A 22,325-nucleotide genomic window follows, 5' to 3' on the forward strand; every position below is an offset into this window, starting at 1 on the left:
TCGTCAGTCTCATCCGGTGTTACCTAGAGGAAGCTGAAACCGACAGTCCTGAGGAGGCGGACCCCTCATGATGAGTAACGCCTTCATCGAAAGACGATTGAAAAATATTTTTTAACATCGCTTGATCATCAAGAATGCTCTGCACATCCCCTGTTTTATAGTACCCTCGAGTCATGAGCAGGATATGATCCGCATACGCTCTGACCATTTGAAAGTCATGACAAATAAAAAGAACAGTTACGCCCCATTCATGAACGGCCTTCTTCACAAGTTCCATCATGCGTGTCTGAGCATCAGGATCGAGATTCGCTGTTGATTCATCAAGTAGGAGCAAATCCGGGTGCCGCACAAGTGCCTGGGCCAGAAAAACCCTCTGACGCTCTCCTCCGGATAATTTGCCTACTGGCTTTTTTGCTAAGCGATCCGTGTCGGTAAAAATCATCATTTCATGTAGGATTCTTTTTTCACGCCTTGACGGCCATGGAAAAAATGAACTCACTTGTCCGAGTGAAATAAAATCCCTGGCACAAATCGGCATGTCATCATCAATCACCCGTGATTGCGGTACATAACCGATCACCGGTTTTTTCTGATCACAGCTCAGCACAATTTCGCCGTGTTGAGGATGAATCAAGCCAAGAATCGATTTTAACAGGGTTGATTTTCCCGCTCCGTTTGGTCCGATAATGGCATACATTTGACCTGGCGAAACATCTAGCGAAAGATCCTTCAAGATTTCTTCTCCATTAAAACTGACTTGAAGATCATTGATCTGAACGCGACGAAGCATTGAAAAACCCTCCCCTATATAAATTTTTTCATGTTTTCATAGATAACAAATAATGTAGTAACTTTCCAGATTAAGAGAAATGTCGCACTGATAAATAGTAATGATTTCGATTTGTTTTGTCAAGACATTGGCTGCCGCCAAGGTTTGAAATAAAAAGGAGAGAAACTGATTGCCTGCTTCTCTCCAATTCATCCCGTAATTTGATTAATTGGCGCTTTGCGCTTCTTCAATTTGTTTCAGTTGATCAAGCATCCAGTTTTTATAATCTTTTCCTGCAGGCAGGGTTTCAGTCACTTTGATGACCGGTACCTTGTTTTCGTCTGCAAGTTTCATCATTTTCTTCACGGTCGGGCTGATTTCCTGTATATTGCTGACAAAGAAGGCAATACGTTTTTCTTTAATATCCTTTTGCATGGCTGCAATGTCCTTAGGCGATGGATCTGTTTCCTGCTCGACTGCAATTTCAAAATGATTATTAGCTACTTTATAGCCGAGTGCATCCAACGTATAGTCAAAAACAGGTTCGGATACATCGACAAGTCCTTGATTCGCATTTTTACTGAGTTTTGCAATTTCATCCTTAACCGGCTTAATACTTGCAATATAGGTCTTCGCATTTTCCTTGTATTCATCAGCATGCTTCGGATCTATTTTCGCTAGTTTGCCAGCAAGATAATCAGCGAGCATTGGCATCGTTTCCGGCTGATACCAAAGATGCTCATTGTCCCCATCCTTTTTGTTCATAACATCTTCACCAACGCGGACAATCGTTTGATCCTTTGAATTCTTTGCTAAGTTGCTCATCCAACCGTCATAACCGATCCCATTGTAGACTACGAGCTTCGCTTGGCTGACCGCTCTAGCGGTTCCCGTTGTCGGTTCATAGTCATGCGGATCCATGCTTGGTTTATTAATAATTGAGGTCACATCCACATGGATGCCGCCAACCGCTTTAGCGACTTCCCCATAAAAATCTTCGGCAGCGACAATGCTGATTTTATCGGAAGATGAACGTCCTCCTGAAGCCGAATTATTGCCGCAACCTGCTAAAATACCAACTAACAAAACTAAGGTGAGGAATAAGAAATTCATTTTTTTTAAGTGGTTCATCTTTTTTAATTCCCTTCTGTGCTATGTATCAATAAAACGTAATTATTACGTTTTACCCACAAATATAAATAGTAATGATTACGTTTTAATCTGTCAAGTACCAATCTGATTAATCTCCAATTGATCCCGTGAAGGTATCCGACCACACTCATCTAATCGGCAAGCGCACACCTGAATGAGTCGAGATAAAGGTTGATTGGCCAATGTTGAAGATGCCTTCTCCTATTACCAGCTCGCTTTTCTCACGCCTGGAATCTGACCTTTATGCGCGTATTCACGAAAAGCAATACGCGACATATCGAACTTGCGCATATAGCCATGCGGACGCCCGGTCAATGGACAGCGATTGTGCATCCTTGTGGGTGATGAATCACGAGGAAGTTGTGCTAAGGCAGCATAATCTTTCTTCTCTTTCAATTCATGTCTCAATTCAGCATATTTGGCAACGATTGCTTTACGTTTCAGTTCTTTGACTACTTTCGATTTTTTAGCCATTCAAATAATCCTTCCTTTTTTAAATCGTAATAATTACGTTTTACATTTTCTATTAAAGCACCTAATGTCTTCAATTGCAAGTCGGAGCCTGTACAAATGTTCTAAATCAGCATGTATTTCATAGGGATAGTAACAGATTATTAATTTGCCAAGATGAAGCAGCTATCGCATAAAAGGAGACAAGCATACATGCACACATCGACTCTTAAACGCATCAGCCATCCCATGACACTTATCTTTTTCGTCTTTCTCTTTCTGCTTATTTACTTTTCAGAGAAAACAAATGGTATTGCCCCAAAGCAAATACCAACGCAGTTCTACAGTTTTAACACTATCTTTTTAAGTATGGTCATTGAATCGCTGCCCTTTATTTTAATCGGCGTTGTAATTTCTGTTCTGATCCAGTCTTATGTTCATGAAAATTTTATCCATCGCTTATTTTCCGGCAGAGGTTTGCTTGCCATGATCCCGGCAGCATTGACCGGCATCGTTTTTCCGATCTGCGAGTGTGCGATCATCCCCGTTATACGCAGTCTAATTAAAAAGGGCCTTCCGCAGCATCTTGGCGTCGTCATGATCGCATCCATTCCGATCATCAATCCGATTGTTTTTTTGTCCACGTTCTACGCCTTTCAAAACAATCCTGTTATTCTTTACGCACGCATGACGATTGCGCTTCTCGCGGCACTTCTCATCGGCGGTTCTGTTTATTTTTTGTTCCGAAAGCAATCGATCTTGAAGGAAAGCGCGAGCATGCGCGAGACAGGCGTAATCAGTTGGCAGGCTTTTTATGAAGATGCACATCACCGGCACCATCATCACGAGAACGAACGACCTGAACTTCATGATATCTTTCTGCATATCAGCGGCGAATTTTTCGATACAGCCAAATATTTCATTTTCGGTGCAATCATCGCCAGTTCATTTCAGACATTCTTTAACCAGCATCTGCTCTCCACGGTTGGTGCGAATCCGTCCATCGGTCCGGCATCCATGATGGGGATGGCTTATCTTTTGTCTGTATGTTCAACATCCGATGCGTTCCTTGCTTCTTCATTTTCCGGCATGTTCTCACCCGGTGCCATTACAGCTTTTCTCGTTTTCGGCGCAATGCTGGATATTAAAAACACGATGATGCTGGTTGGCGCTTTCAAGTTCAGATTTGTCATCGTCTTTATGATTCTCTCTGTAACGGTCGTTTATATATTCAGCAGACTTATGGATCTTTTCGTGTGAGGTGACGGATATTGGATGATCAGCGACTTGCATTTCATCATTATTTAAGAGGTATTGCGCTTGGAGGAATAGCACTGTTTCTCTTTCGGCTCGCACTCTATGGTGATCTTAAATATTATTTATCGCCGAAACTTGAAGGCTACACAAAGATAGCCATCGTTGTTCTTGCTCTGCTCAGCTTCATGCACTTTATCTTGCCCCCTGATCATAACCATTGTGAAGGCTGCGAGCATGAACACGCGCATGCCCTCCCCAAAAAAGGGCTGCATTCATTCATTTTCTTTTGTCTGTTTTTTTTACCCGTCCTCTCTGGGTTCATTTTTCCGAACCATACCTTGGGCAGTGATGTGGCTGCAAACCGAGCTATGAAACAAGCGCCATCTGTTCAGAGCACAGCAAAAAAATCAGGATCTGTCAAACCCGCCGGTGCACTGAGAAATCCGATCAGCCAAAAACAATTTAATGCGTTAAAAAAGAAACTGCTTAAGCAGAAAATCATTACAGTCGACGATTCCCATTACACATATATTTTAAATATGCTTGAGCAGGACCCGAATGCTTTTAAAGGAAAGCAGTTCATTATGACCGGGTTTGTCTATCGTGACAAACAAGTGCCTGCTCATGAGATCGTCACCGCACGATTCGATATCTCTTGCTGCATTGCCGATGCCTCAGTATATGGAATACGTACAGAAGGAAATGTTGCCGATTTAAAGAAGGATAATTGGATTCGTGTCCGCGGTACCATTAATACAATGAAGCAATCAGGCAGCACGATTCCCGTACTCGCTCATGCACAGGTAACGCAAATTAAAGAACCAAGTCATCCTTATGTTTACGATAACGGCATTCTTCTCGACTAACTTTTCATAATAAGGTCTGCTTTTTCTTAACTTCACGAAAACATATATTATAATAAGGATTGAAAGACTAAATATGATCGTTAATCCCTTGGAGGTATGAATGTGAAAATTGCAATGGCAAGTGACCACGCCGGCTATGAATTAAAAGGCGAAATTAAAGCTTGGCTCGAAAACGAAGGCCATGAAGTGATTGATTTCGGTACAGACAGCAAGGAATCCTGCGATCTGTCCGACTACGTCTATCCCGCATCGCTCGCAGTCGCAAAAGGCGAAGCAGACCGTGGCATCTTTGTCGACGGCGTCGGATATGGGAGTGCACTGATCGCAAACCGAATCTATGGTTTGAATGCCGCTGTTTGTCAAGATCCGTTCTGTGCAAAGCTTGCCCGTCAGCACACTGACAGTAATGTGCTATGCATTGGTGGAAAAATCATCGGTTCAGGAATCGCTCTGGAAATCGTCAATGTATGGATGCATACCGATGTACTGAGCGGCATCGAGAAATACACGAACCGGATTAAAAAGGTTCAGGCTATTTCCGAGAAACACCTAAAAAAACTATCCGAAATCTGAAAATCGTTCAGTCAAAAACAGCCTCTCACTGAGGCTGTTTTTTTCGTTATTCATCATTGAATGGTTAAGAACCCTCCGCTATTCTCGTGAAAAATGCAATTTAGATTTAATGCGCTTAGGCGGATTGAACCCATTATTTAAATGTGCTATAGCATATCTTACTTCTTAATTTCTCTTCGCTTCGGAACTGATCCGGAGCAAAGGCAAGGGATACTTAAGGAGTTTTTTTGCGCGAAATTTTAGTCTATACGGCACCCATTTTTTAATCAAATATTAAAGTTTCATTGTGAAAATAACCGTAGAAACAGTTGAATCCATTGACCGTATGTTACAGTGTTACATCCTTTTTGCATTCGCATCAACACTTCATGACAACCGCATTTTTGACGCAAAAGGAAACGAACTTTTTACATTAAGAGGGTATAAAGAATTAGGGGAAGTGTAAGTGCAACTAAGTTTTCAGCTTCGCCAGAGGCTTGGCGAAGCCAAGTTTTCTAACACAAATAAGAAAGTATAAAGATTTAGAGGAATTTAGTGTAAGTGCAACTAAGTCTTCGCCTTCGTCAGAGGCTTGGCGAAGCCAAGTTTTCTAACACAAATAAGAAAGTATAAAGATTTAGAGGAATTTAGTGTAAGTGCAACTAAGTCTTCGCCTTCGTCAGAGGCTTGGCGAAGCCAAGTTTTCTAACACAAATAAGAAAGTATAAAGATTTAGAGGAATTTAGTGTAAGTGCAACTAAGTCTTCGCCTTCGTCAGAGGCTTGGCGAAGCCAAGTTTTCTAATGATCATTAATCAAAAGGGAGAGAAGAAACTGATGACGAAAATCAGAGACAGTTATTTTGATAACGCCAAATTCTTCTTAATCTTGCTTGTCGTTTTCGGACACAGCCTAACGAATCTTAAATCCGATATACCTGAGATTTATTCACTGTACACGTTTATCTTTTTATTCCATATGCCTGCGTTCATCCTTATCTCAGGCTTCTTTTCGAAGCATTTCAACAAGCAAGGTTATGTGAAAAACTCGATCATAAAGATGATTACTCCATACTTAATTTTCCAGATTATTTATTCCTATTTCTATTATGTGACCGGATATACAAAAGCCTTTAAAATTGATTTAGTGTCCCCGCACTGGACACTTTGGTTTTTAATTAGTATGTTGTGCTGGAAGCTGATGATCATACCGTTCTCAAAGCTTGGAAAACTCGGCTTTCCCATTGCAGTCATGATGGGTATCGGTGCCGGTTTCATAGATTCATTTGGGACAGACTACAGCATTTCCCGTACACTTGCATTCTTCCCCTTCTTCTATCTGGGCTATTTATTGAAGAAGGAGCATTTCACAGAGTTGTTGACGCGTACTTCCATTCGAATCAGCTCTCTATTTGTATTAATGGGCGTTTACCTTGCCTGTCATTTCATTTTCCCTAAAGACCTTCAGGACTGGGTTCTACATGATTCGTCGTATCACGCATTTGGACTGTCGAATGTGGAAGGCGGGCTCACACGTCTTGCTGTATACACCGTATCCTTTATTACAATTTTCGCTTTTATGGCGTTGATTCCGAAGAAACGATTTTCCTTTACAACACTCGGAAAAAATACATTGTACATCTATCTGCTTCACGGATTTTTTATCAAAACGTTTGTCTTGTTCCCGATTTATGACAACATTCAAGACTTATATCAATATTCATTTCTGTTTGCTGCATCGCTTGCGCTCTGTTATTTTCTCGCCAGCCGCCCTGTCAGACTGTTTACCAAACCGATTATTGAAGTTCAGATGCCTCATCTGCAGCAATAACAAAACAAGATGATGAAAATCTCCGAGCGACATCGGAGATTTTTTATTTTGATCGTACAAACAGAACTGGATTGGGACGTTGAACTGAAATTTTCGTGCATTGAACCTTGATTTTCGTGCATTGATCCCTACTTTACGTGCATTGAATTTCAGTTTTCATGCATGGACTTGGCTCGGACTCTTTTTTATGCGTTGAACTGAAATTTTCGTGCATTGAACCTTGATTTTCGTGCATTGATCCCTACTTTTCGTGCATTGAATTTCAGTTTTCATGCATGGATTTGGCCTGGACTCTTTTTTATGCGTTGAACTGAAATTTTCGTGCATTGAACCTTGGTTTTCGTGCATTGATCCCTACTTTTCGTGCATTGAATTTCAGTTTTCATGCATGGACTTGGCCTGGACTCTTTTTTATGCGTTGAACCGGGATTTTCGTGCATTGATCCCTACTTTTCGTGCATTGAATAATTTCATCTAAAAAAAGCAGGTGGAGTCACTCCACCTGCTTCTCTCTTCTATTCAATTGATCTGCGTTGATCAAGCCTTCGGAACGGGAGTAACTCTGTTCTTAATTTCCTTCAGAATATCCGCTTTGAACACATCATAGGCGACCGTCTTAGAATCCTGTTCGCCGTATTTACGGACATTCACTGCGTTTTGCTCGATTTCCTGATCACCGATTACCAGCATATACGGAATCTTGTGCGTTTGAGCATCACGAATCTTGTAACCAAGCTTCTCGCCGCGCAGATCGGCATGAGCACGAATGCCGACCTTTTTCATGTCGGTCACAAGCTTCTTGACATAGTCAATATGCACATCTGCGACCGGAATAAACTGCACTTGTGTCGGCGCAAGCCAAGTTGGGAACGCACCGGCGAAGTGTTCGATCAGGATGGCGAAGAAACGGTCAAGCGATCCATAAATGGCACGGTGGATAACGACCGGCCGTACCTTTTCATTGTTCTCATCAATGTACGTAAGATCGAATTTCTCAGGCATTTGATAATCGAGCTGAATCGTTGCACATTGATGTTCACGTCCGATGGCATCCTTAATATGGAAGTCAATCTTTGGACCGTAAAACGCGCCGTCGCCAGCATTGATCGTATATGGCTGATTGATTGCTTCAAGTACATGCTTTAATCCTGCTTCTGCCTGCTGCCACAATTCCAAGCTGCCCATGTGATCTTCAGGCATGGTTGAGAGCTCTACCGTATATTCAAATCCGAATGTTTTATAGATCTTGCCGATCAATTGGAAAATATTCTTAATTTCACTTTCGATCTGATCCGGGCGAACAAAGATATGTGCGTCATCCTGACAGAACGTGCGGACACGCAACATGCCGTTCAGCGCGCCACTCAATTCGTGACGGTGCACCTGGCCGAATTCTGCAATACGAATCGGCAGATCGCGATAGGAATGCAAGGTATCCTTATAAATCAACATGTGGCCGGGGCAGTTCATTGGTTTGAGTGCATAGTTCACATCGTCCACTTTCGTGAAATACATATTTTCATGATAGTGATCCCAGTGGCCGGAGTTTTCCCACAGCCTCTGATTCATCATCAATGGCGTGCGCACTTCGTCGTAATCCACCTGGCGCTGTAATTCACGCGAGAAGTTTTCCAGTTCCGTACGGATGATTTGCCCATTGGTCAGATAGAACGGCATGCCAGGTGCTTCTTCAGAGAACATAAACAGTTCCAACTGTTTGCCCAGCTTGCGGTGATCTCGTTTTGCTGCTTCTTCAAGGAAATGAAGATGTGCATCCAAATCCTTCTGCTTCAAGAACGCGGTTCCGTAGATACGCTGCAGCATTTCATTATCGCTGTTGCCACGCCAGTAAGCACCGGATACGTTCATCAATTTGAACACTTTAATCTTGCCGGTTGACGGAAGATGCGGTCCGCGGCAAAGATCAACATATTCGCCTTGAGAATAGATCGTGATCGTTGCGTCTTCAGGGAGGTCGCGAATTAACTCAAGCTTCAGATGGTCATCAAGCCTCTTGAAAAGATCGATGGCTTCTGAGCGGCTGACTTCCTTACGCACGATCGGCAGATTTTCACTTACAATTTTTTTCATTTCTTTTTCGATCTTAGGGAAATCTTCCTTGGATAATGAATGTTCCATATCAACATCGTAATAGAAGCCATTCTTGATTACCGGTCCAATGCCTAACTTAACATCCGGATAGATCCGCCTTAATGCTTGTGCCAAAAGGTGCGCACAGCTGTGACGCATGATTTCCAGACCATCTTCAGAGTCCAGTGTGACGATTTCAAGCGTTGCATTTTCTTCAATCGGGCGGGTCAAATCATACAGATTGCCGTTGACTTTACCTGCAACTGCCTTTTTCTTGAGGCTTGAACTGATTGATTCTGCGACCTGTTCCGCAGTAACGCCTTTTGGAAATTCCCGAACCGATTGATCGGGAAAGGTTAATGATACGGATGACATAACTTTCACTCCTTTGAAAAATAGAAAACACCCGTCTCTAATAAGAGACGAGTGTTTAAGCTCGTGGTTCCACCCTTGTTCCGCAACCCGCGCGAGGTCGCGACACTTGATCAGATAACGGCTGTGCCGTCAGCGACTACTACATCGTTCATCGCTGAAGCTCCAAGGTGGTAAGTTCATTGTGTTTCGTTGGGAAGTTCGCAGCAGGCTTCCCTCTCTGAGAACGATCACAACAACTCATGTCCTTTTCAATGCTTGTATACTTTAGTACTTTTAATGCTCTTATTGTATGCGTTTCGATCAAGAAGTGCAAGTATCCATAAATATCAGCAAATTGTTCACTTGCTTCATAAAATTTTAACTAAAATAAATTATTATCATACAAATATATTATTGATTTTTTTGGTACCTGGTGTTAACATTTACTAACACTTTAGCTTATTAAACACTTTACATCTTTGGGAGGCACAATCATGTCGTTTTTACTTTGTTTTCTGGCAGTCATGCTCTTCATGCTTATTGGAGAATGGGTGTCAACAGCGTCAAAAGCTTATATTCCATCCGTTTTTGTCACAGCCGTACTTTTTATCATCGGCTTCTGGACATTTATTCCTAAGGATGTCGTCACACAGGCATCTTACAATACAGAGTTTGTCCAAATCTGCATCGCACTACTATTAGTACATCTAGGCACATTAATGAACCTGAAACAGCTTATTGCTCAGTGGAAAGCCGTAGCCATTGCCCTTCTAGGCGTCTGTGGAACCATTCTTTTCACCTTGACCATCGGCACTCTAATTTTCGATTGGCATACAGTCGTTGCCGCTGTTCCTCCACTGACCGGCGGCCTGGTTGCTGCACTCTTGATGACCGACGGGCTTAAAGCCGCCGGGATTACTACCCTGGTCGCACTTCCGGTTTCCATGTTCATCACCCACAGTCTGATCGGCTACCCAATTACATCAATGATGCTGAAAAAAGAAAGTCAGCGTTTGATCAATAAGTTCCGTACCGAATCAATCACACTAGACCCGAACCGTCAAAAAATGACAATGAACGGTACGAACAGTGCATCGGAGAAACGTATTTTCGGGCTTCCGGACGATTATCAAACCTCTGCATTTATCCTTGTCCGTGTCGCACTGGTCGCGCTCCTTAGTCTGTATGTCGCTCAATTAATGCACGGCATCATTAATTCATTTGTCATTTGTCTCATTTTCGGTGTGATCGCACATCAACTCGGTATTCTTGAAACCAACGCGTTAAATCGTGCAGGCGTTTTTAATTGGTTGATTTACGGACTGTTAGCCTATGTCTTTTCACAGCTAAATCTGACAACACCATCCATGTTGGCACAGATCATTATTCAGATTGTTGTTTTAATTATTCTTGGTATACTAGGAATGTATCTAGCATCTCTTATTCTCGCAAAACCGTTTGGAATGAGCAGACCGATGGCATTCGCATGCTCACTCACCGCACTATTTGGTTTTCCTGCAGACTACATATTGACTACGGAAGTTTGCAAAAACAATTCAAGCACGTCGGATGAAGAAGAATATCTTCTTGAAAATATTCTTCCGAAAATGCTGGTTGGCGGATTTGCTACTGTATCCATTGCTTCGGTAATTATCGCTTCAATATTTTTGAAATTAATCTAATGCTTAAGTGAGAGGGGCTACTGCAATGTCAAAAACACTTTATCATCATTTTGCGCTGTTTGACGGAATCACAGACCGCTTCGAACCTAATGCGTATTTTGTCGTCGATGATGAAACCGGAAAAATTGTCGAGACGGGGACAAATGCCCCATCCAAAGCAGACCGGACCGTTGACCTGGGAAATAAATTCGTCATGCCAGGTCTGATTAATGCTCATACACATATCACTTCTGATGTATCCGGAAAGCTCGAACCGCTTGGATCGCCTAAATTGACACCGATTCTTGCAACGAAGATCGCACTTGATAATCTGCAAGATCTTTTGAAGCATGGCGTCACCTATATTCGCGATGTAGGCGCAGACTTTGACGTCGATATTGAACTTTCGAAGCTGGAAAAGGGAGGCCACATTCTGTCACCGGGTATCTGTGCATCAGGACGCCCGCTTGCGATGACCGGGGGCCACTTTTGCACCATCGGCTACGAAGTGGACAGCCCTGACGAGGCACGGAAGGCAGCACGCAGTGCCTTGAAGAATGGTGCCGACAATATTAAATTGATGGCAACCGGCGGTGTTTCATTCGGCGGCGAATCTCCTGACGATGTTCAGCTGACCGAAGAAGAGATGCGTGCCGCTGTTCTTGAAGCACACCACAAAGGCAGAACCGCTAATGCACACGCCCAAGGAACCGAAGGAATTAAAAATGCACTGCGCGCAGGTGTTGATTCAGTCGAACACGCTTTTTATCTTGATGACGAGGCGATCCAAATGTTTCTTGAGAAAGATGCATTTATCGTTCCGACATTAATTGCTGTTTACGGGATCTCTGATCGCGGCGAGGGACAAGTTCCCGATTTCATGCTTGACGTCGCGCGGGAAGTGAAAAAAGCACATATTGAGAGTATCAGTAAGGCTGCCAAGGCAGGAGTCAAGCTGGCGATGGGGACCGATGCCGGAACACCGAACAATGATTTTAGGAACGACTCGGCATTCGAACTCCAACTCATGGTCGAGGCAGGCTGCACACCGCTTCAGACACTGCAAGCGGCAACCGTCAATGGTGCTCGACTGCTGAAAATTGACAATGAGTTCGGCACCCTTGAAGCGGGAAAATTTGCAGACTTCATCGTTCTCGATGGAAATCCGCTTGACGATATCAAAAGTGTTCAAGAAGAAAAACGCGTCTTTAAAAAGGGCAAAGAAATTCTCTGATTTAAACCGAATTTATGAATACTTAACGCCGAAGCATTGTGCGGATAACCGCTCCGATACTTCGGCTTTTTTTCGTTTAAAATTGAGTACTGAACAAGCTCTGTCCTGATTTTATAGACCTATTTTTACTCAGCAGCCAACACTTTTGTAACAAACAAATCGACGATCTCGGGATCAAATTGCGTTCCCGCATTCTTTTTCAAAATTTCAATTGCTTTGTGCTGCGCTATTTTTTGTCGATAGGGCTGATCGGTAACCATAGAGTCATAAGCCTCAACAACACTGATAATTCTTGAAGGCAATGGAATCTCTTCGCCTTTTAAACCAAGCGGGTAGCCTTTCCCGTCCATTCGTTCATGGTGGCAGAGGATAAACTGGGATATGCTCATAAATTCATTGGATAACTTTAAAATATGGTACCCTTTTTCCGGATGAAGTCGAATACGTGCCCATTCTGACTCGGTCAGATGTTCTTTTTTGAACAAACTATCTTCAATCGTGATCTTCCCGATGTCATGAAACAGGCCCGCTGTTCGCAACTCATTCAAATCGTTTGCATCCATGTGCAATTTCCGGCCGATTTCCATGCAAAGTCTGCTCACCCTCTGCGCGTGGCGCTCTTCTGAGGGGAGCTTCGCATACAATGTATTGGTGATCATATTAATCGTTCTGCTGCGCATACTGTTGCCTTCAAACAGTTTATGCTGATACATGTTATTCTCTGCCTCGGAAAAAATATAAGTCATCGTCTCTATGGCAGATTTGCGAACCGCCCATCCAAATGAGACAGAGAGAACAGTGTGGTGGACACTGTTCGCTGCATGCAGATGACGATGAATTCGCTCAATCCTCTGTTCCGCTTCTGCCTCATCAACATTCGGCCAAAGCATGACAAATTCATCCCCGCCAACGCGTGCGATGATATCGTCAGCTCCATTATCCTTTTTCAAAATTTGAGAAATGCGGATGAGAAGATCGTCGCCTGCCTGATGTCCGAATGCATCATTTGTTAACTTAAGCCCGTTAACATCAGCCAACACCAGGGTTAAAGGATCATTTGCGGACTGCTCCAAACGCTTTAACGCTTCATCATAGAATCGTCGATTATAGAGTCCCGTCAATTGATCATGATAGCTTAAATAGGCAATATTCGCTTCTGATTTTTTTCTCTCCCCTATTTCGCGTGAAACACCAATGACTTCAAGTTCTCGTTTCTCGTTAAAACGCAGACGAATGGATGCCTCCGTCCAAATCAAGCTTCCATCGGCACAATATTGTTGCAGCTCTTTGATAAATGTGTTGGACCTGTCTTGATATTCACGCAATGCTTCTGCCTTTTCTCTGACTGTATTCTTAAGAATGCGTAGCGAGTCCGGGGCAAAAGTTTTCTCCAGGCTTAGATTTTCTGCTTCTCGCTGAGTGATTCCCCGCAAATTTTTAACCGAAGGGCTAATGTACTCGAAGAATTCATGGGTAAAATTGTACACCCAAATCACATCGGATGCGTATTCGGCAATCAACCGATACTTTTCTTCGCTTTTCTTTCGTTCTTGTTCCGCCTTAACCTGATTCGTAATGTCGTTAACAAAGTATTGCACAGCCGGCTCCCCATCCCAACTGATCCTTGTGCCGCTTGCCTGTGTCCAAATAATGGAACCGTCTTTTTTTACAATGCGCAATCTGAATTTTGAATTTTCGTTATCGGTTTCTAATCTTTTTTTGTAAGCTAGAATACACTTACTCCGGTCCTCAGGCAAAATAAACTGAGAAAAATCCGTATTCAGGAGTACTTCTAATGAATAACCGGAAGTACGTACTGTCATTGGATTAGCAATCCGGATTCTATTGTTTTGAATGACAAATATAGCCTCAGTAGAATTTTCAAAAATGACCTTGTATTTTTCCTCACTTAATTTAAGAGCTTCTTCCATTTGCCTTTGATCCGTGATGTCACTCAGAAAATTCAAGCTGGCCGGCTTGCCTTCCCAATCGATACGTACCGACTTCATCGCGATCCACCGGAGCTCGCCATCAGCTGTATAGATACGAAAACGTGAGATCGAGCCGTTTCGTTTCCCACTCATTTGTTTATAATGATTGATCATTATAGGTTCCCGATCTTGCGGCGCTATAAAGTCTGCAAATGGTCTGGAGAAGAGATAGGATTGGCTGTATTTGGTGATTTCTTGAACATAGTGATTACACATTTTCACATAGCCGTTTTGTGCGACAACTATTGCTTCCGACACATTGTCAAAGAGCAAATGGTAATTGGCCTCACTATTAACAACAGACATCTCCAAATTCTTCTGTTCTGTAATGTCCTGGTGAACAGATAAAATACACGGTTCACTATGGTATGTGAGCAGCATCGAATCGCATCTCGACCAGAATAATGTGCCATCACTTTTTCTTAGTAATACTTCATCACTCTGGGAAACTTTTTGCAATGAAATCCGATTAATAAATGTTTCACTATCCTTCTCATTAGCAAAAAAATGGTACGCTTGTTTGTTCTGAATGAAAAAATCGTCCACATCAAACAATGATTTAGCCTTATCATTTAAGTAGAGAATCTTTCCGCTTAATGCGACAATAGTAACTGCGAGCGGAACACGTTCGAGTGCTTGACTAAATGCTTGGTCATTTCCATTATTTACTTCTGAAAGTTTCTGCAATTCAAGAAACGATTCTTGTTTTGGAAAAGCATCAACGATATTCGTCCAAAATCTATTTTTTTCAAATGAATATTCACAGATCTTATAGCGATGCCTCATAATCGTTGAAGTGATGTCGAATAGCTTCGTTCCACCATGAAGTGCCACATCTGCAAGCTGTTGAAGGAGATGATGAAACTGATCTTTTCCAATTTGCGGCATGACTTCAGAGAAACGTTTGCCCAAAATCTCCACATGCTTCAAACCGAGCATTTCCTTAAATTGCTCATTTGTTTTTAAGAAAACAAAATCATATGGATAACCATCCGCATCAAGAATCATTTCTTGATATGCGACGCCTATCGGTAATTTTTCATCAATCGTCGTCATTTATTCAACCCCATAACCCTTTGCTTTTATCTGTCTCTGCTCGATCTATTTAGAATTTCCGTACTTTTGTGGATGCTCTTCGGAGGTTAATTTTCAGATGAAGTGGTTCTTTCGATCTAATCCTATTGTCGTTATTAAGTTACTAGCGTTGCGTTAATTATTTCTAATCATTCATAATACTATGAATGTTCAAAAATATAGTGGTTTCCAAACAAAATAATCCTTTATAATGGAAGAATAGGTGATTCCTATCCAAATCCAAAAATAAAGGACTACGCATGGATAAGGATACACAATTCTCTTCATTTAAACAATGGTTACATCCAATTAATTTTCAACAACTTGACCAAACGGTCAAGGAAAAACAAAGCGATAAATACGTAAAAAAGCTGACAACTAAAGCCTATATCTTGCTTTTCTTATACGCACATCTTCACCAAGAAGACAGTCTGCATTCACTCTCAACTCGTGTTTTGGATGATAAGCTACAAGAAGCAATCGGCTTTTCGTCCATCAGTGCGGCTCAGTTATCCAGGAAAAATAATGCGGTCGATTCACAGCTTCTAGCGAACATCTTTCTTGAACTTGTTGCTAAAATCAAGAAAAAAAAGAAACCAGATCTCACGAATTCTCTTAAAATAGTGGATTCTACTACAGTCACGCTGAATTCAAATCAATTTCCATGGGCTCATTTTCGAAAAACGAAAAGCGGTGTCAAACTTCATCTTCGGTTGGCATTTATGGGTAAGGGACAAATATTCCCTGAAAAAGCCGTCATTACAACCGCTCAAGTTCATGATCGAACACAGTTAGACGTCCTTGTAGATGAAAAGAATGCCATGTATGTTTTCGACCGCGGCTACATTGATTATCAGGCATTTGATCGTTTCTCAGAAGAGGGAATGTTTTTCGTCTCTCGTTTGAAAAAGAATGCAGTGACTCAAGTGCTTCATTCTTATGATGTTCCAGAAGATAGCGGCATCATCACGGATCAAATGATCCGATTAGGTGACGTATTACACAGGGCAGACAACGCTTTTCGTTTAATTACCGTGCTAGATGATCAAGGAAAAATGATACGTATTGTGACGAATCGTTTTGATCTTGCTTCAACAGAGATTAGCGAAATCTATAAAGCCCGATGGGCTATTGAACTGTTCTTTAAATGGATCAAACAACATGTGCGTATCAAAAAGTTTTATGGAAAAAGCAAAGAAGCGATTCAAAACCAAATCTATCTTGCGCTGATTTATCACTGTTTGATGGTACTCATTCAACAGGAAACAGAGACAAAGCACTCACTGCTTCAACTTAACCGATGGTTAAAGGCATTGCTTTGGCAATCCGGCAAAAAACTGATTCAGCGTATTAAATTTCAAAAGAAACCAAAGGTTACCTAGAAAAAAGGTTCAGTCGCTGTTGTCTCTGAATTAATTGGATAATATTGTAAATATGGATAGGATCACCTCTTGAGTGGTTATTGAGTTTTTTGATTCAGGAAGATCCAATCTAATTCTGAATATTCGTATATTTAAGGAACTAATTTTTATGCAACGCTAGTATTATTAAGTATATCGGAAAGTGACACAGAATGTTAAATCTCCGCAATTCATCATTAGTGTACGACAACTCATGCTCAGAGTGAACAATAATGCCCTGAAGTGATTAATGACGTGGTCCAAGAAGAATCACCGAGACACCGATGATACATATAAATGCGCCGATCCAATCATAAAGATCCGGAGCATGACGATCGACACCCCAGCCCCAAATGAGCGATAAAACGATAAACACGCCGCCGTAAGCTGCATATACTCTGCCGAAATTGGGAAATGCCTGTAACGTCGCGATGACCCCATAGACTGCCAAAACGACCCCGCCGGCAAGGCCAAAATATATTGATTTTCCTTCTCTTAGCCACTGCCAGATTAAATAGCCGCCGCCAATTTCGGCCAACCCGGCACAGAGAAATAAAAAGATAGCACGTACCATTTATCCATTCTCCTAAATTCATTACTAGACTTTTTCGAAAAAAACTTAATTCTATTATAATGCAACACGTGCGTCCGTCCTGTGATCTTCGTCGGAATTATAATAATTCTTTTTGCTTTTATTCAATAATACGGCATAATAGTAAAGAGAAGTTCACTAATCTAATAAAACTGTCTTAATAAAAGTGTTGACTAACGCAGTTGATTAATTGAGTGAGGTGCGCCATGAGTAATTATTGGAATCAATTTACCCAGAATCTCGATCCGTATGTTCCGGGGGAACAGCCTAAGGATCGAAAGTATGTCAAACTAAACACAAATGAAAACCCATATCCGCCATCAGCAAACGTATTGGCGGCAATCAAAGAAGCCGCAAATGATCAATTGCGGTTATATCCGGATCCGAATTGCGATGCATTAAGGAGCAAAATTGCCGACCATTTTCAGCTTGATGCCGATCAGGTGTTCATCGGAAACGGCTCAGACGAAGTACTTGCATTCAGCTTTATGACGTTCTTCTCCGCTGAAAATCCGGTCGCGTTTGCCGATATTACCTATAGCTTTTATAAGGTGTACGCGAACCTGTGCTCCTTGAGTCCGAAAATTATTCCGCTGAACGACGATTTCACGTTGCCGACGGATGCATTCTGTGAGCCGAACGGCGGCGCTGTTATTCCAAATCCAAATGCACCGACCGGTCGTGGTCTGCCGATTGAATCGATCAAGAACATTTTGGAAGCGAACAAAGATCAAGTCGTTATCATCGATGAAGCCTATATTGATTTTGGCGGTACCACGGTTGTCCCGCTCATTAACGACTATCCGAACCTCCTCGTTGTTCGGACGCTGTCAAAGTATTCCTCGCTTGCAGGCATTCGCGTCGGATTTGCTCTCGGGCAAAAGGATCTGATCAACGGACTTAATACCGTAAAGAATTCATTTAACTCCTATACGATCGATCGTCTCGCGATGGCAGGTGCCATCGCTGCGATTGATGACGACGCCTATTATCTTGACATGGCTCAAAAGATTATTGCGACACGTGAACATACGATCACACGGCTGCAGGCCATCGGCTTCAGTATTGTCCCGTCACAATCCAACTTTATCTTTGCAAGCCATAAAATAGTAGCTGCGGAAGTCATCTTCCACGCAATGCGTGAACATGGCGTTCTGGTGCGCTACTTCAATCAACCGCGCATTTCCAATTATTTGCGAATCACAATCGGCACCGAAGAAGAAATGGACAAGCTTGTCGAAGCGTTAGAAGATATTTTATAAGAAAAAAGAAAAGCAAACACGGGCTGGAATAATCCAGCCCGTGTTTTTGTTTAACCAGGTGCGCATGACTCAAAATCATGTTCTGACGGGAGGGCTGTTTCCCCATGACCACCTGTGCAATAAGCCTCGTTAACTAAGAAATGTCAGTACTCTATGTGAATCATGGCCTTGGATCTTCTGTTGTACTGGGTGATATAGCTACTTTAGAAAAATAGTAAATTTTTATGATTCTACGATTCGTCCAAAAGACTGGAGCAGTAGCATGTTTTTAATAACTACATTCGCTTTCCACCAATTTTCACTTATTGCAAATTCCTTAATATAATTATTCCAGTTCCATGTTATATTCCAAATACCTTCCGCGTTTCTCGTGTTTATAATATAATCTAGTTCTTTATCTAGAATGTCTTCGTTACCCTTATAGAAAGAACTTTCAGGTGATTTGATAAACACGGAGGGTCTACAACCATAATCGTTCCAGCTATTTACGTCTTTTTTTATCAAATCGGTTATCTGTCGACTTAGCACATCGACCAAATTGGAATAGTCAAATTGGTTTTCTAGATTCGCTTTGTCGATATAACGAAGCATATGGGTCACACACAAAAGTGGGTGCATTTCTAGTTGTGGGTTTTGCAAAAAAGAGTTTGACAGCTCTTGTGCAATGTTACCCCCCCTCGTATAATAAGTTTCGAAGTTAATAGTCATCCCTGTTCAGCTCGGGTACTGCGTGATATCCTCTAGTTGTTCATTGGAATGGATCCAACTGGACTAGGCTTTTTCCCCCTGTAGTTTTACTACGTTTCAAGTCTGCCGCCCAGGCAACTGCCAGATATGCTGACGCACAAGATGTAGCGGCCGCGGCTCAACTCATCAGAAGCAGGATGAGGCAGCTTTGAAGGCGCAGCCAGTGTCTACTGATCGCGAGGTCGCGTTCATGCAGTTGTAATTAGGGGACATCACAGAGTATCCGAGCTTATTCCAAAATTGATCAGGAAAGGAGGTCCTTCCCAATGAAACTGTTTGTTGGTATTGATGTGAGTTCACAAAAACTGGACGTTTGCTTTTTGGATAGTGACCAAAATAAGCTGATCCAAAAATCCTTAGCGAACAATCTTATCGGTGCCGCTGCCATTAAGGAACTTGTGTTAAAGTTCCACTCAGCCGTTCACTATCAACGGGTGGTGATCGGCATGGAGTCCACGTCCATCTACAGCTTTCACCCGGCGGTGTTTTTTCATGAAGACGCGAGCTTGAAGGAGCTGCCTTTGGATGTCGTGACCCTCAACCCAACGATGATTCATCGTTATAAAGGGCTGTTTGACGAGGACAAGACCGACACGATCGATGCGTTCCGTATTGCGGATTTCCTGCGCATTGAACGCTATCAAGTACCGGTGATCAAAGAAGAGAAGTATGTCGCGCTCCAGCGCCTGACACGAACTCGTTATCAGCTGATTCATCAAATGACCGAATGTAAACAGCACTTCTTAGAAAATCTATACTACAAGTGCAACACCCTGACTCAGGAAATTCCGACTTCTGTGTTCAGCGCGTCGATCATGGACATCCTAAGCGATGCACTGTCTTTAGACGAGATTTCCCAGATGAAGTTGGAAGACCTCGCTGAACACCTAAACAAGGCCGGAAAAGGACGTTTCAGTGATCCGGAAAAGCTGGCCAAAGCCATTCAAAAAGCGATTCGTGACTCCTATCGTATTGGCAAAGTCCTTCAGGATTCTATTGACGTTGTTCTCGCCAGTTACGCCCGCATTATCGACGGGTTGAAGAAACAAATTCAGACGCTGGACAAGAGTATTGAGTCCCTGTACGCAATCATCCCGGAGGCGCAGAGTCTCATGAGTGTTCCAGGAATCGGTCCGGTATACACAGCCGGTCTGATTGCCGAGATCGGTCAGATTGATCGATTTGACAATGAGGCTCAGCTTGCTAAATATGCCGGTCTCTACTGGAAAGTCTCCCAATCCGGAAATTTTCAGGCAGAACGCACGCCACGAACGCATACCGGTAACGAGTATCTTCGCTACTACTTGATTGAAGCTGCCAATTCAGTAAAGCGATGTGACCCGGTTTATCGGGCCTATTACCAAAAGAAATTCAACGAAGTTCCTAAGTTTCGTCATAAACGCGCACTCGTACTGACAGCAAGAAAACTGGTTCGGTTGGTGGACGTGCTGCTTCGCGACCACCTGATTTACACTCCGAAGGGAGGTGAAATCGCCGATAATCAGTAAAGATCCGCCTCCTTACCGCCTTCAAAATTTTGGTAATTATTGAAGGCCTAGGTTAGTGTTGTCTCATTTTTAAATCATCATTGAAAAGCACGGAAATAAATCTCAACTAGGTCTTGACTTAATACCACAAGACTTAAATAAAGGTTGCTGCCCTTGCTCGCATATTCTAGAATAAATCCAGCAATAATAGCAGTCGGGTTATACTCTTTTCGGCTCACACGATCTGAATCCGTGTGCCACCATGGAGCGTGCGGGTAGTCGTTATTCGACAAAACGGTATTTTCCCACTTGCCGTCCTTAAAATCAGTTCCACGTTCTAAATACTTCAGTATTCCATTAATTAATGGATGATTACGATCATCAAAATTAATCTCTCTAAGAATTTCCATAGCCGTGGATGTCTGAATTGGTGTTGAATTGGGATTCCATGAATCAGCCTCCAATGCATGACCAAACCCACCATCCTGATTTTGATATACAGATAAACTATTTAGGACATCTTCTTGAGTACCATCTTCAAAATGATACTTCCATCTCGCTAGATCCAGAGGGCGAGCATTGCGGTACATCCAATTTCGAATAATAGCAAAATCAAACGTTGATAAGTTCATATTAGATTTCACACCCACTACTATTTTTATAATTACAGATTCTCTTAATTTCATTAAATAGAATAAAACTCCACGATACAAGTGAATATTTCGACATTTTATTGTCACTCCGCTTCTCATATATCGTTGGCTTTTCTTTTTCAATTTGAGGATAATTCACAAACATCCTCGCACAGGATATATGTTTCTCTTTGCACATCAATCAATTGCATTGAAAATCCTTTTTAATCGTTCCTAGTGTTTCACTTAATTGATCGTCACCACAGGAAAGATATACATTTCCATATTCAGCATAATACGGATGCAAAAGCATTAAGGGTAAACCACGCTGTTACAAACTATGTTGCTCTGAGATGTAATATATTGCCTTTTAACAAACATTTATTGATAAACGATAAAAAGAGAGGTAAAATCAAATGGCAAATAAAAGTGTGAGGTGCTTTTTATGAAACGAGAAACCCTCTTTCTCAAGTGTTCCGTTTTTCTTATGGGGTTGCCTATTCTTGCTTTATGTATCTTTGTATTGCCTAAGATCACTGCATTCTTTGCAGAATTAAATCCAAAGTTGGCTTATTTGCAATATCCCTTTTTAATCGGATTATACGCAACAGCTATTATATTTTTCGTCGCACTGTTCCAGACGTTAAGACTTTTAAGGTATATTGACAACAACGAGGCATTTTCGGAACTGTCTGTAGCTTCGTTAAAGATTATCAAACGCTGTGCTGTGATTATTGGTGCCCTCTATGTGGTGTTTATGCCACTTATCTATCTGATGGCAGATGCAGACGATTCACCTGGGATGATCATCATCGGGCTAATCATCATTTTCGGCTGCATGGTGGTTGCAGTCTTTGCCGCTGTTCTTCAAAAGCTCTTAAAAAACGCCATCGATATAAAATCAGAAAATGACTTAACGATCTGA

Annotated in this window: 17 protein-coding genes and 1 other annotated feature; of the genes, 10 read left to right on the forward strand and 7 right to left on the reverse strand. The window is 42.1% G+C overall.

Features of this window, described 5'->3' with window-relative positions:
- Window positions 1-19: 19 nt before the first annotated feature.
- The 3 genes from AC6F33_RS12600 to rpsN form a co-directional block, all read right to left on the reverse strand.
- Entirely contained in the window at window positions 20-790 is a 771-nt protein-coding gene (locus AC6F33_RS12600; protein ID WP_500777186.1) for a metal ABC transporter ATP-binding protein, read from the reverse strand.
- 204 nt (window positions 791-994) lie between these two features.
- Window positions 995-1,900 carry a metal ABC transporter solute-binding protein gene (locus AC6F33_RS12605; RefSeq protein ID WP_500777187.1) on the reverse strand — a complete coding sequence of 302 codons (906 nt, stop codon included), beginning with the start codon at window positions 1,898-1,900 and terminating at the stop codon, window positions 995-997.
- Window positions 1,901-2,125: 225 nt separating this feature from the next.
- Window positions 2,126-2,395 (reverse strand): 30S ribosomal protein S14, encoded by a 270-nt coding sequence (gene rpsN / locus AC6F33_RS12610; RefSeq protein WP_500777188.1) that lies wholly within the window; start codon window positions 2,393-2,395, stop codon window positions 2,126-2,128.
- Window positions 2,396-2,584: 189 nt separating this feature from the next.
- Here rpsN and AC6F33_RS12615 point away from each other — a divergent pair, with 189 nt between their 5' ends.
- The 4 genes from AC6F33_RS12615 (at window position 2,585) to AC6F33_RS12630 (ending at window position 6,875) form a co-directional block, all read left to right on the forward strand.
- A complete protein-coding gene (locus AC6F33_RS12615) occupies window positions 2,585-3,631 on the forward strand; it encodes a permease (RefSeq protein ID WP_255749715.1) in 1,047 nt (348 codons plus the stop codon).
- 11 nt (window positions 3,632-3,642) lie between these two features.
- Window positions 3,643-4,494: a TIGR03943 family putative permease subunit gene (locus AC6F33_RS12620; protein WP_255749714.1), complete on the forward strand. Its 852-nt coding sequence runs from the start codon at window positions 3,643-3,645 to the stop codon at window positions 4,492-4,494.
- Window positions 4,495-4,590: 96 nt separating this feature from the next.
- Window positions 4,591-5,067 (forward strand): RpiB/LacA/LacB family sugar-phosphate isomerase, encoded by a 477-nt coding sequence (locus AC6F33_RS12625; protein ID WP_480948503.1) that lies wholly within the window; start codon window positions 4,591-4,593, stop codon window positions 5,065-5,067.
- An 815-nt stretch (window positions 5,068-5,882) separates the two neighbouring features.
- Window positions 5,883-6,875: an acyltransferase family protein gene (locus tag AC6F33_RS12630; protein WP_480948504.1), complete on the forward strand. Its 993-nt coding sequence runs from the start codon at window positions 5,883-5,885 to the stop codon at window positions 6,873-6,875.
- Between the two features lie 537 nt (window positions 6,876-7,412).
- On the opposite strand, the gene thrS is transcribed toward AC6F33_RS12630, so the two are convergent.
- Window positions 7,413-9,341, reverse strand: a complete 1,929-nt coding sequence (gene thrS / locus AC6F33_RS12635; protein WP_500777189.1) for a threonine--tRNA ligase — start codon at window positions 9,339-9,341, stop codon at window positions 7,413-7,415.
- Between the two features lie 40 nt (window positions 9,342-9,381).
- Window positions 9,382-9,602 (reverse strand) — a binding site (T-box leader).
- 212 nt (window positions 9,603-9,814) lie between these two features.
- Between thrS and AC6F33_RS12640 the strand changes: the two genes are divergently transcribed.
- The gene (locus AC6F33_RS12640; RefSeq protein ID WP_255749710.1) at window positions 9,815-11,002 is read left to right on the forward strand and encodes a hypothetical protein; all 1,188 of its coding nucleotides are present in this window, start codon (window positions 9,815-9,817) and stop codon (window positions 11,000-11,002) included.
- A gap of 25 nt (window positions 11,003-11,027) precedes the next feature.
- Window positions 11,028-12,215, forward strand: a complete 1,188-nt coding sequence (locus AC6F33_RS12645; RefSeq protein ID WP_500777190.1) for a metal-dependent hydrolase family protein — start codon at window positions 11,028-11,030, stop codon at window positions 12,213-12,215.
- A 125-nt stretch (window positions 12,216-12,340) separates the two neighbouring features.
- On the opposite strand, the gene AC6F33_RS12650 is transcribed toward AC6F33_RS12645, so the two are convergent.
- A complete protein-coding gene (locus AC6F33_RS12650) occupies window positions 12,341-15,262 on the reverse strand; it encodes a PAS domain S-box protein (protein WP_480948507.1) in 2,922 nt (973 codons plus the stop codon).
- 278 nt (window positions 15,263-15,540) lie between these two features.
- On the opposite strand from AC6F33_RS12650, the gene AC6F33_RS12655 reads away from it, so the two are divergent.
- A complete protein-coding gene (locus AC6F33_RS12655) occupies window positions 15,541-16,662 on the forward strand; it encodes an IS4 family transposase (protein ID WP_500777191.1) in 1,122 nt (373 codons plus the stop codon).
- Window positions 16,663-16,927: 265 nt separating this feature from the next.
- Here AC6F33_RS12655 and AC6F33_RS12660 read toward each other — a convergent pair whose 3' ends face one another.
- The gene (locus AC6F33_RS12660) at window positions 16,928-17,254 is read right to left on the reverse strand and encodes a YnfA family protein (protein WP_480948508.1); all 327 of its coding nucleotides are present in this window, start codon (window positions 17,252-17,254) and stop codon (window positions 16,928-16,930) included.
- 224 nt (window positions 17,255-17,478) lie between these two features.
- On the opposite strand from AC6F33_RS12660, the gene hisC reads away from it, so the two are divergent.
- Together hisC and AC6F33_RS12670 are read left to right on the forward strand one after the other, a co-directional pair.
- On the forward strand, window positions 17,479-18,534 hold the full coding sequence (gene hisC, locus AC6F33_RS12665) for a histidinol-phosphate transaminase (protein WP_500777192.1): 1,056 nt from the start codon (window positions 17,479-17,481) through the stop codon (window positions 18,532-18,534).
- Between the two features lie 1,013 nt (window positions 18,535-19,547).
- Window positions 19,548-20,789: an IS110 family RNA-guided transposase gene (locus AC6F33_RS12670; protein ID WP_500777193.1), complete on the forward strand. Its 1,242-nt coding sequence runs from the start codon at window positions 19,548-19,550 to the stop codon at window positions 20,787-20,789.
- 77 nt (window positions 20,790-20,866) lie between these two features.
- Here AC6F33_RS12670 and AC6F33_RS12675 read toward each other — a convergent pair whose 3' ends face one another.
- On the reverse strand, window positions 20,867-21,454 hold the full coding sequence (locus AC6F33_RS12675; protein ID WP_500777194.1) for a hypothetical protein: 588 nt from the start codon (window positions 21,452-21,454) through the stop codon (window positions 20,867-20,869).
- A 391-nt stretch (window positions 21,455-21,845) separates the two neighbouring features.
- Here AC6F33_RS12675 and AC6F33_RS12680 point away from each other — a divergent pair, with 391 nt between their 5' ends.
- Complete coding sequence (locus tag AC6F33_RS12680; RefSeq protein WP_255749228.1) at window positions 21,846-22,325, forward strand: DUF2975 domain-containing protein; 480 nt, start codon at window positions 21,846-21,848, stop codon at window positions 22,323-22,325.

This window comes from Sporolactobacillus sp. BBK16-2 (assembly GCF_059878335.1).

What these genes read in the sequence shown, in the direction of transcription:
- AC6F33_RS12645 (WP_500777190.1), top strand. Translation starts at nt 11,028, where the DNA reads ATGTCAAAAACACTTTATCATCATTTTGCGCTGTTTGACGGAATCACA.
- AC6F33_RS12660 (WP_480948508.1), bottom strand. Translation starts at nt 17,254, where the DNA reads ATGGTACGTGCTATCTTTTTATTTCTCTGTGCCGGGTTGGCCGAAATT.
- AC6F33_RS12600 (WP_500777186.1), bottom strand. Translation starts at nt 790, where the DNA reads ATGCTTCGTCGCGTTCAGATCAATGATCTTCAAGTCAGTTTTAATGGA.
- thrS (WP_500777189.1), bottom strand. Translation starts at nt 9,341, where the DNA reads ATGTCATCCGTATCATTAACCTTTCCCGATCAATCGGTTCGGGAATTT.
- AC6F33_RS12680 (WP_255749228.1), top strand. Translation starts at nt 21,846, where the DNA reads ATGAAACGAGAAACCCTCTTTCTCAAGTGTTCCGTTTTTCTTATGGGG.
- AC6F33_RS12625 (WP_480948503.1), top strand. Translation starts at nt 4,591, where the DNA reads ATGAATGTGAAAATTGCAATGGCAAGTGACCACGCCGGCTATGAATTA.
- AC6F33_RS12670 (WP_500777193.1), top strand. Translation starts at nt 19,548, where the DNA reads ATGAAACTGTTTGTTGGTATTGATGTGAGTTCACAAAAACTGGACGTT.
- AC6F33_RS12630 (WP_480948504.1), top strand. Translation starts at nt 5,883, where the DNA reads ATGACGAAAATCAGAGACAGTTATTTTGATAACGCCAAATTCTTCTTA.
- AC6F33_RS12675 (WP_500777194.1), bottom strand. Translation starts at nt 21,454, where the DNA reads ATGAAATTAAGAGAATCTGTAATTATAAAAATAGTAGTGGGTGTGAAA.
- AC6F33_RS12650 (WP_480948507.1), bottom strand. Translation starts at nt 15,262, where the DNA reads ATGACGACGATTGATGAAAAATTACCGATAGGCGTCGCATATCAAGAA.
- AC6F33_RS12655 (WP_500777191.1), top strand. Translation starts at nt 15,541, where the DNA reads ATGGATAAGGATACACAATTCTCTTCATTTAAACAATGGTTACATCCA.
- rpsN (WP_500777188.1), bottom strand. Translation starts at nt 2,395, where the DNA reads ATGGCTAAAAAATCGAAAGTAGTCAAAGAACTGAAACGTAAAGCAATC.
- AC6F33_RS12615 (WP_255749715.1), top strand. Translation starts at nt 2,585, where the DNA reads ATGCACACATCGACTCTTAAACGCATCAGCCATCCCATGACACTTATC.
- AC6F33_RS12640 (WP_255749710.1), top strand. Translation starts at nt 9,815, where the DNA reads ATGTCGTTTTTACTTTGTTTTCTGGCAGTCATGCTCTTCATGCTTATT.
- hisC (WP_500777192.1), top strand. Translation starts at nt 17,479, where the DNA reads ATGAGTAATTATTGGAATCAATTTACCCAGAATCTCGATCCGTATGTT.
- AC6F33_RS12605 (WP_500777187.1), bottom strand. Translation starts at nt 1,900, where the DNA reads ATGAACCACTTAAAAAAAATGAATTTCTTATTCCTCACCTTAGTTTTG.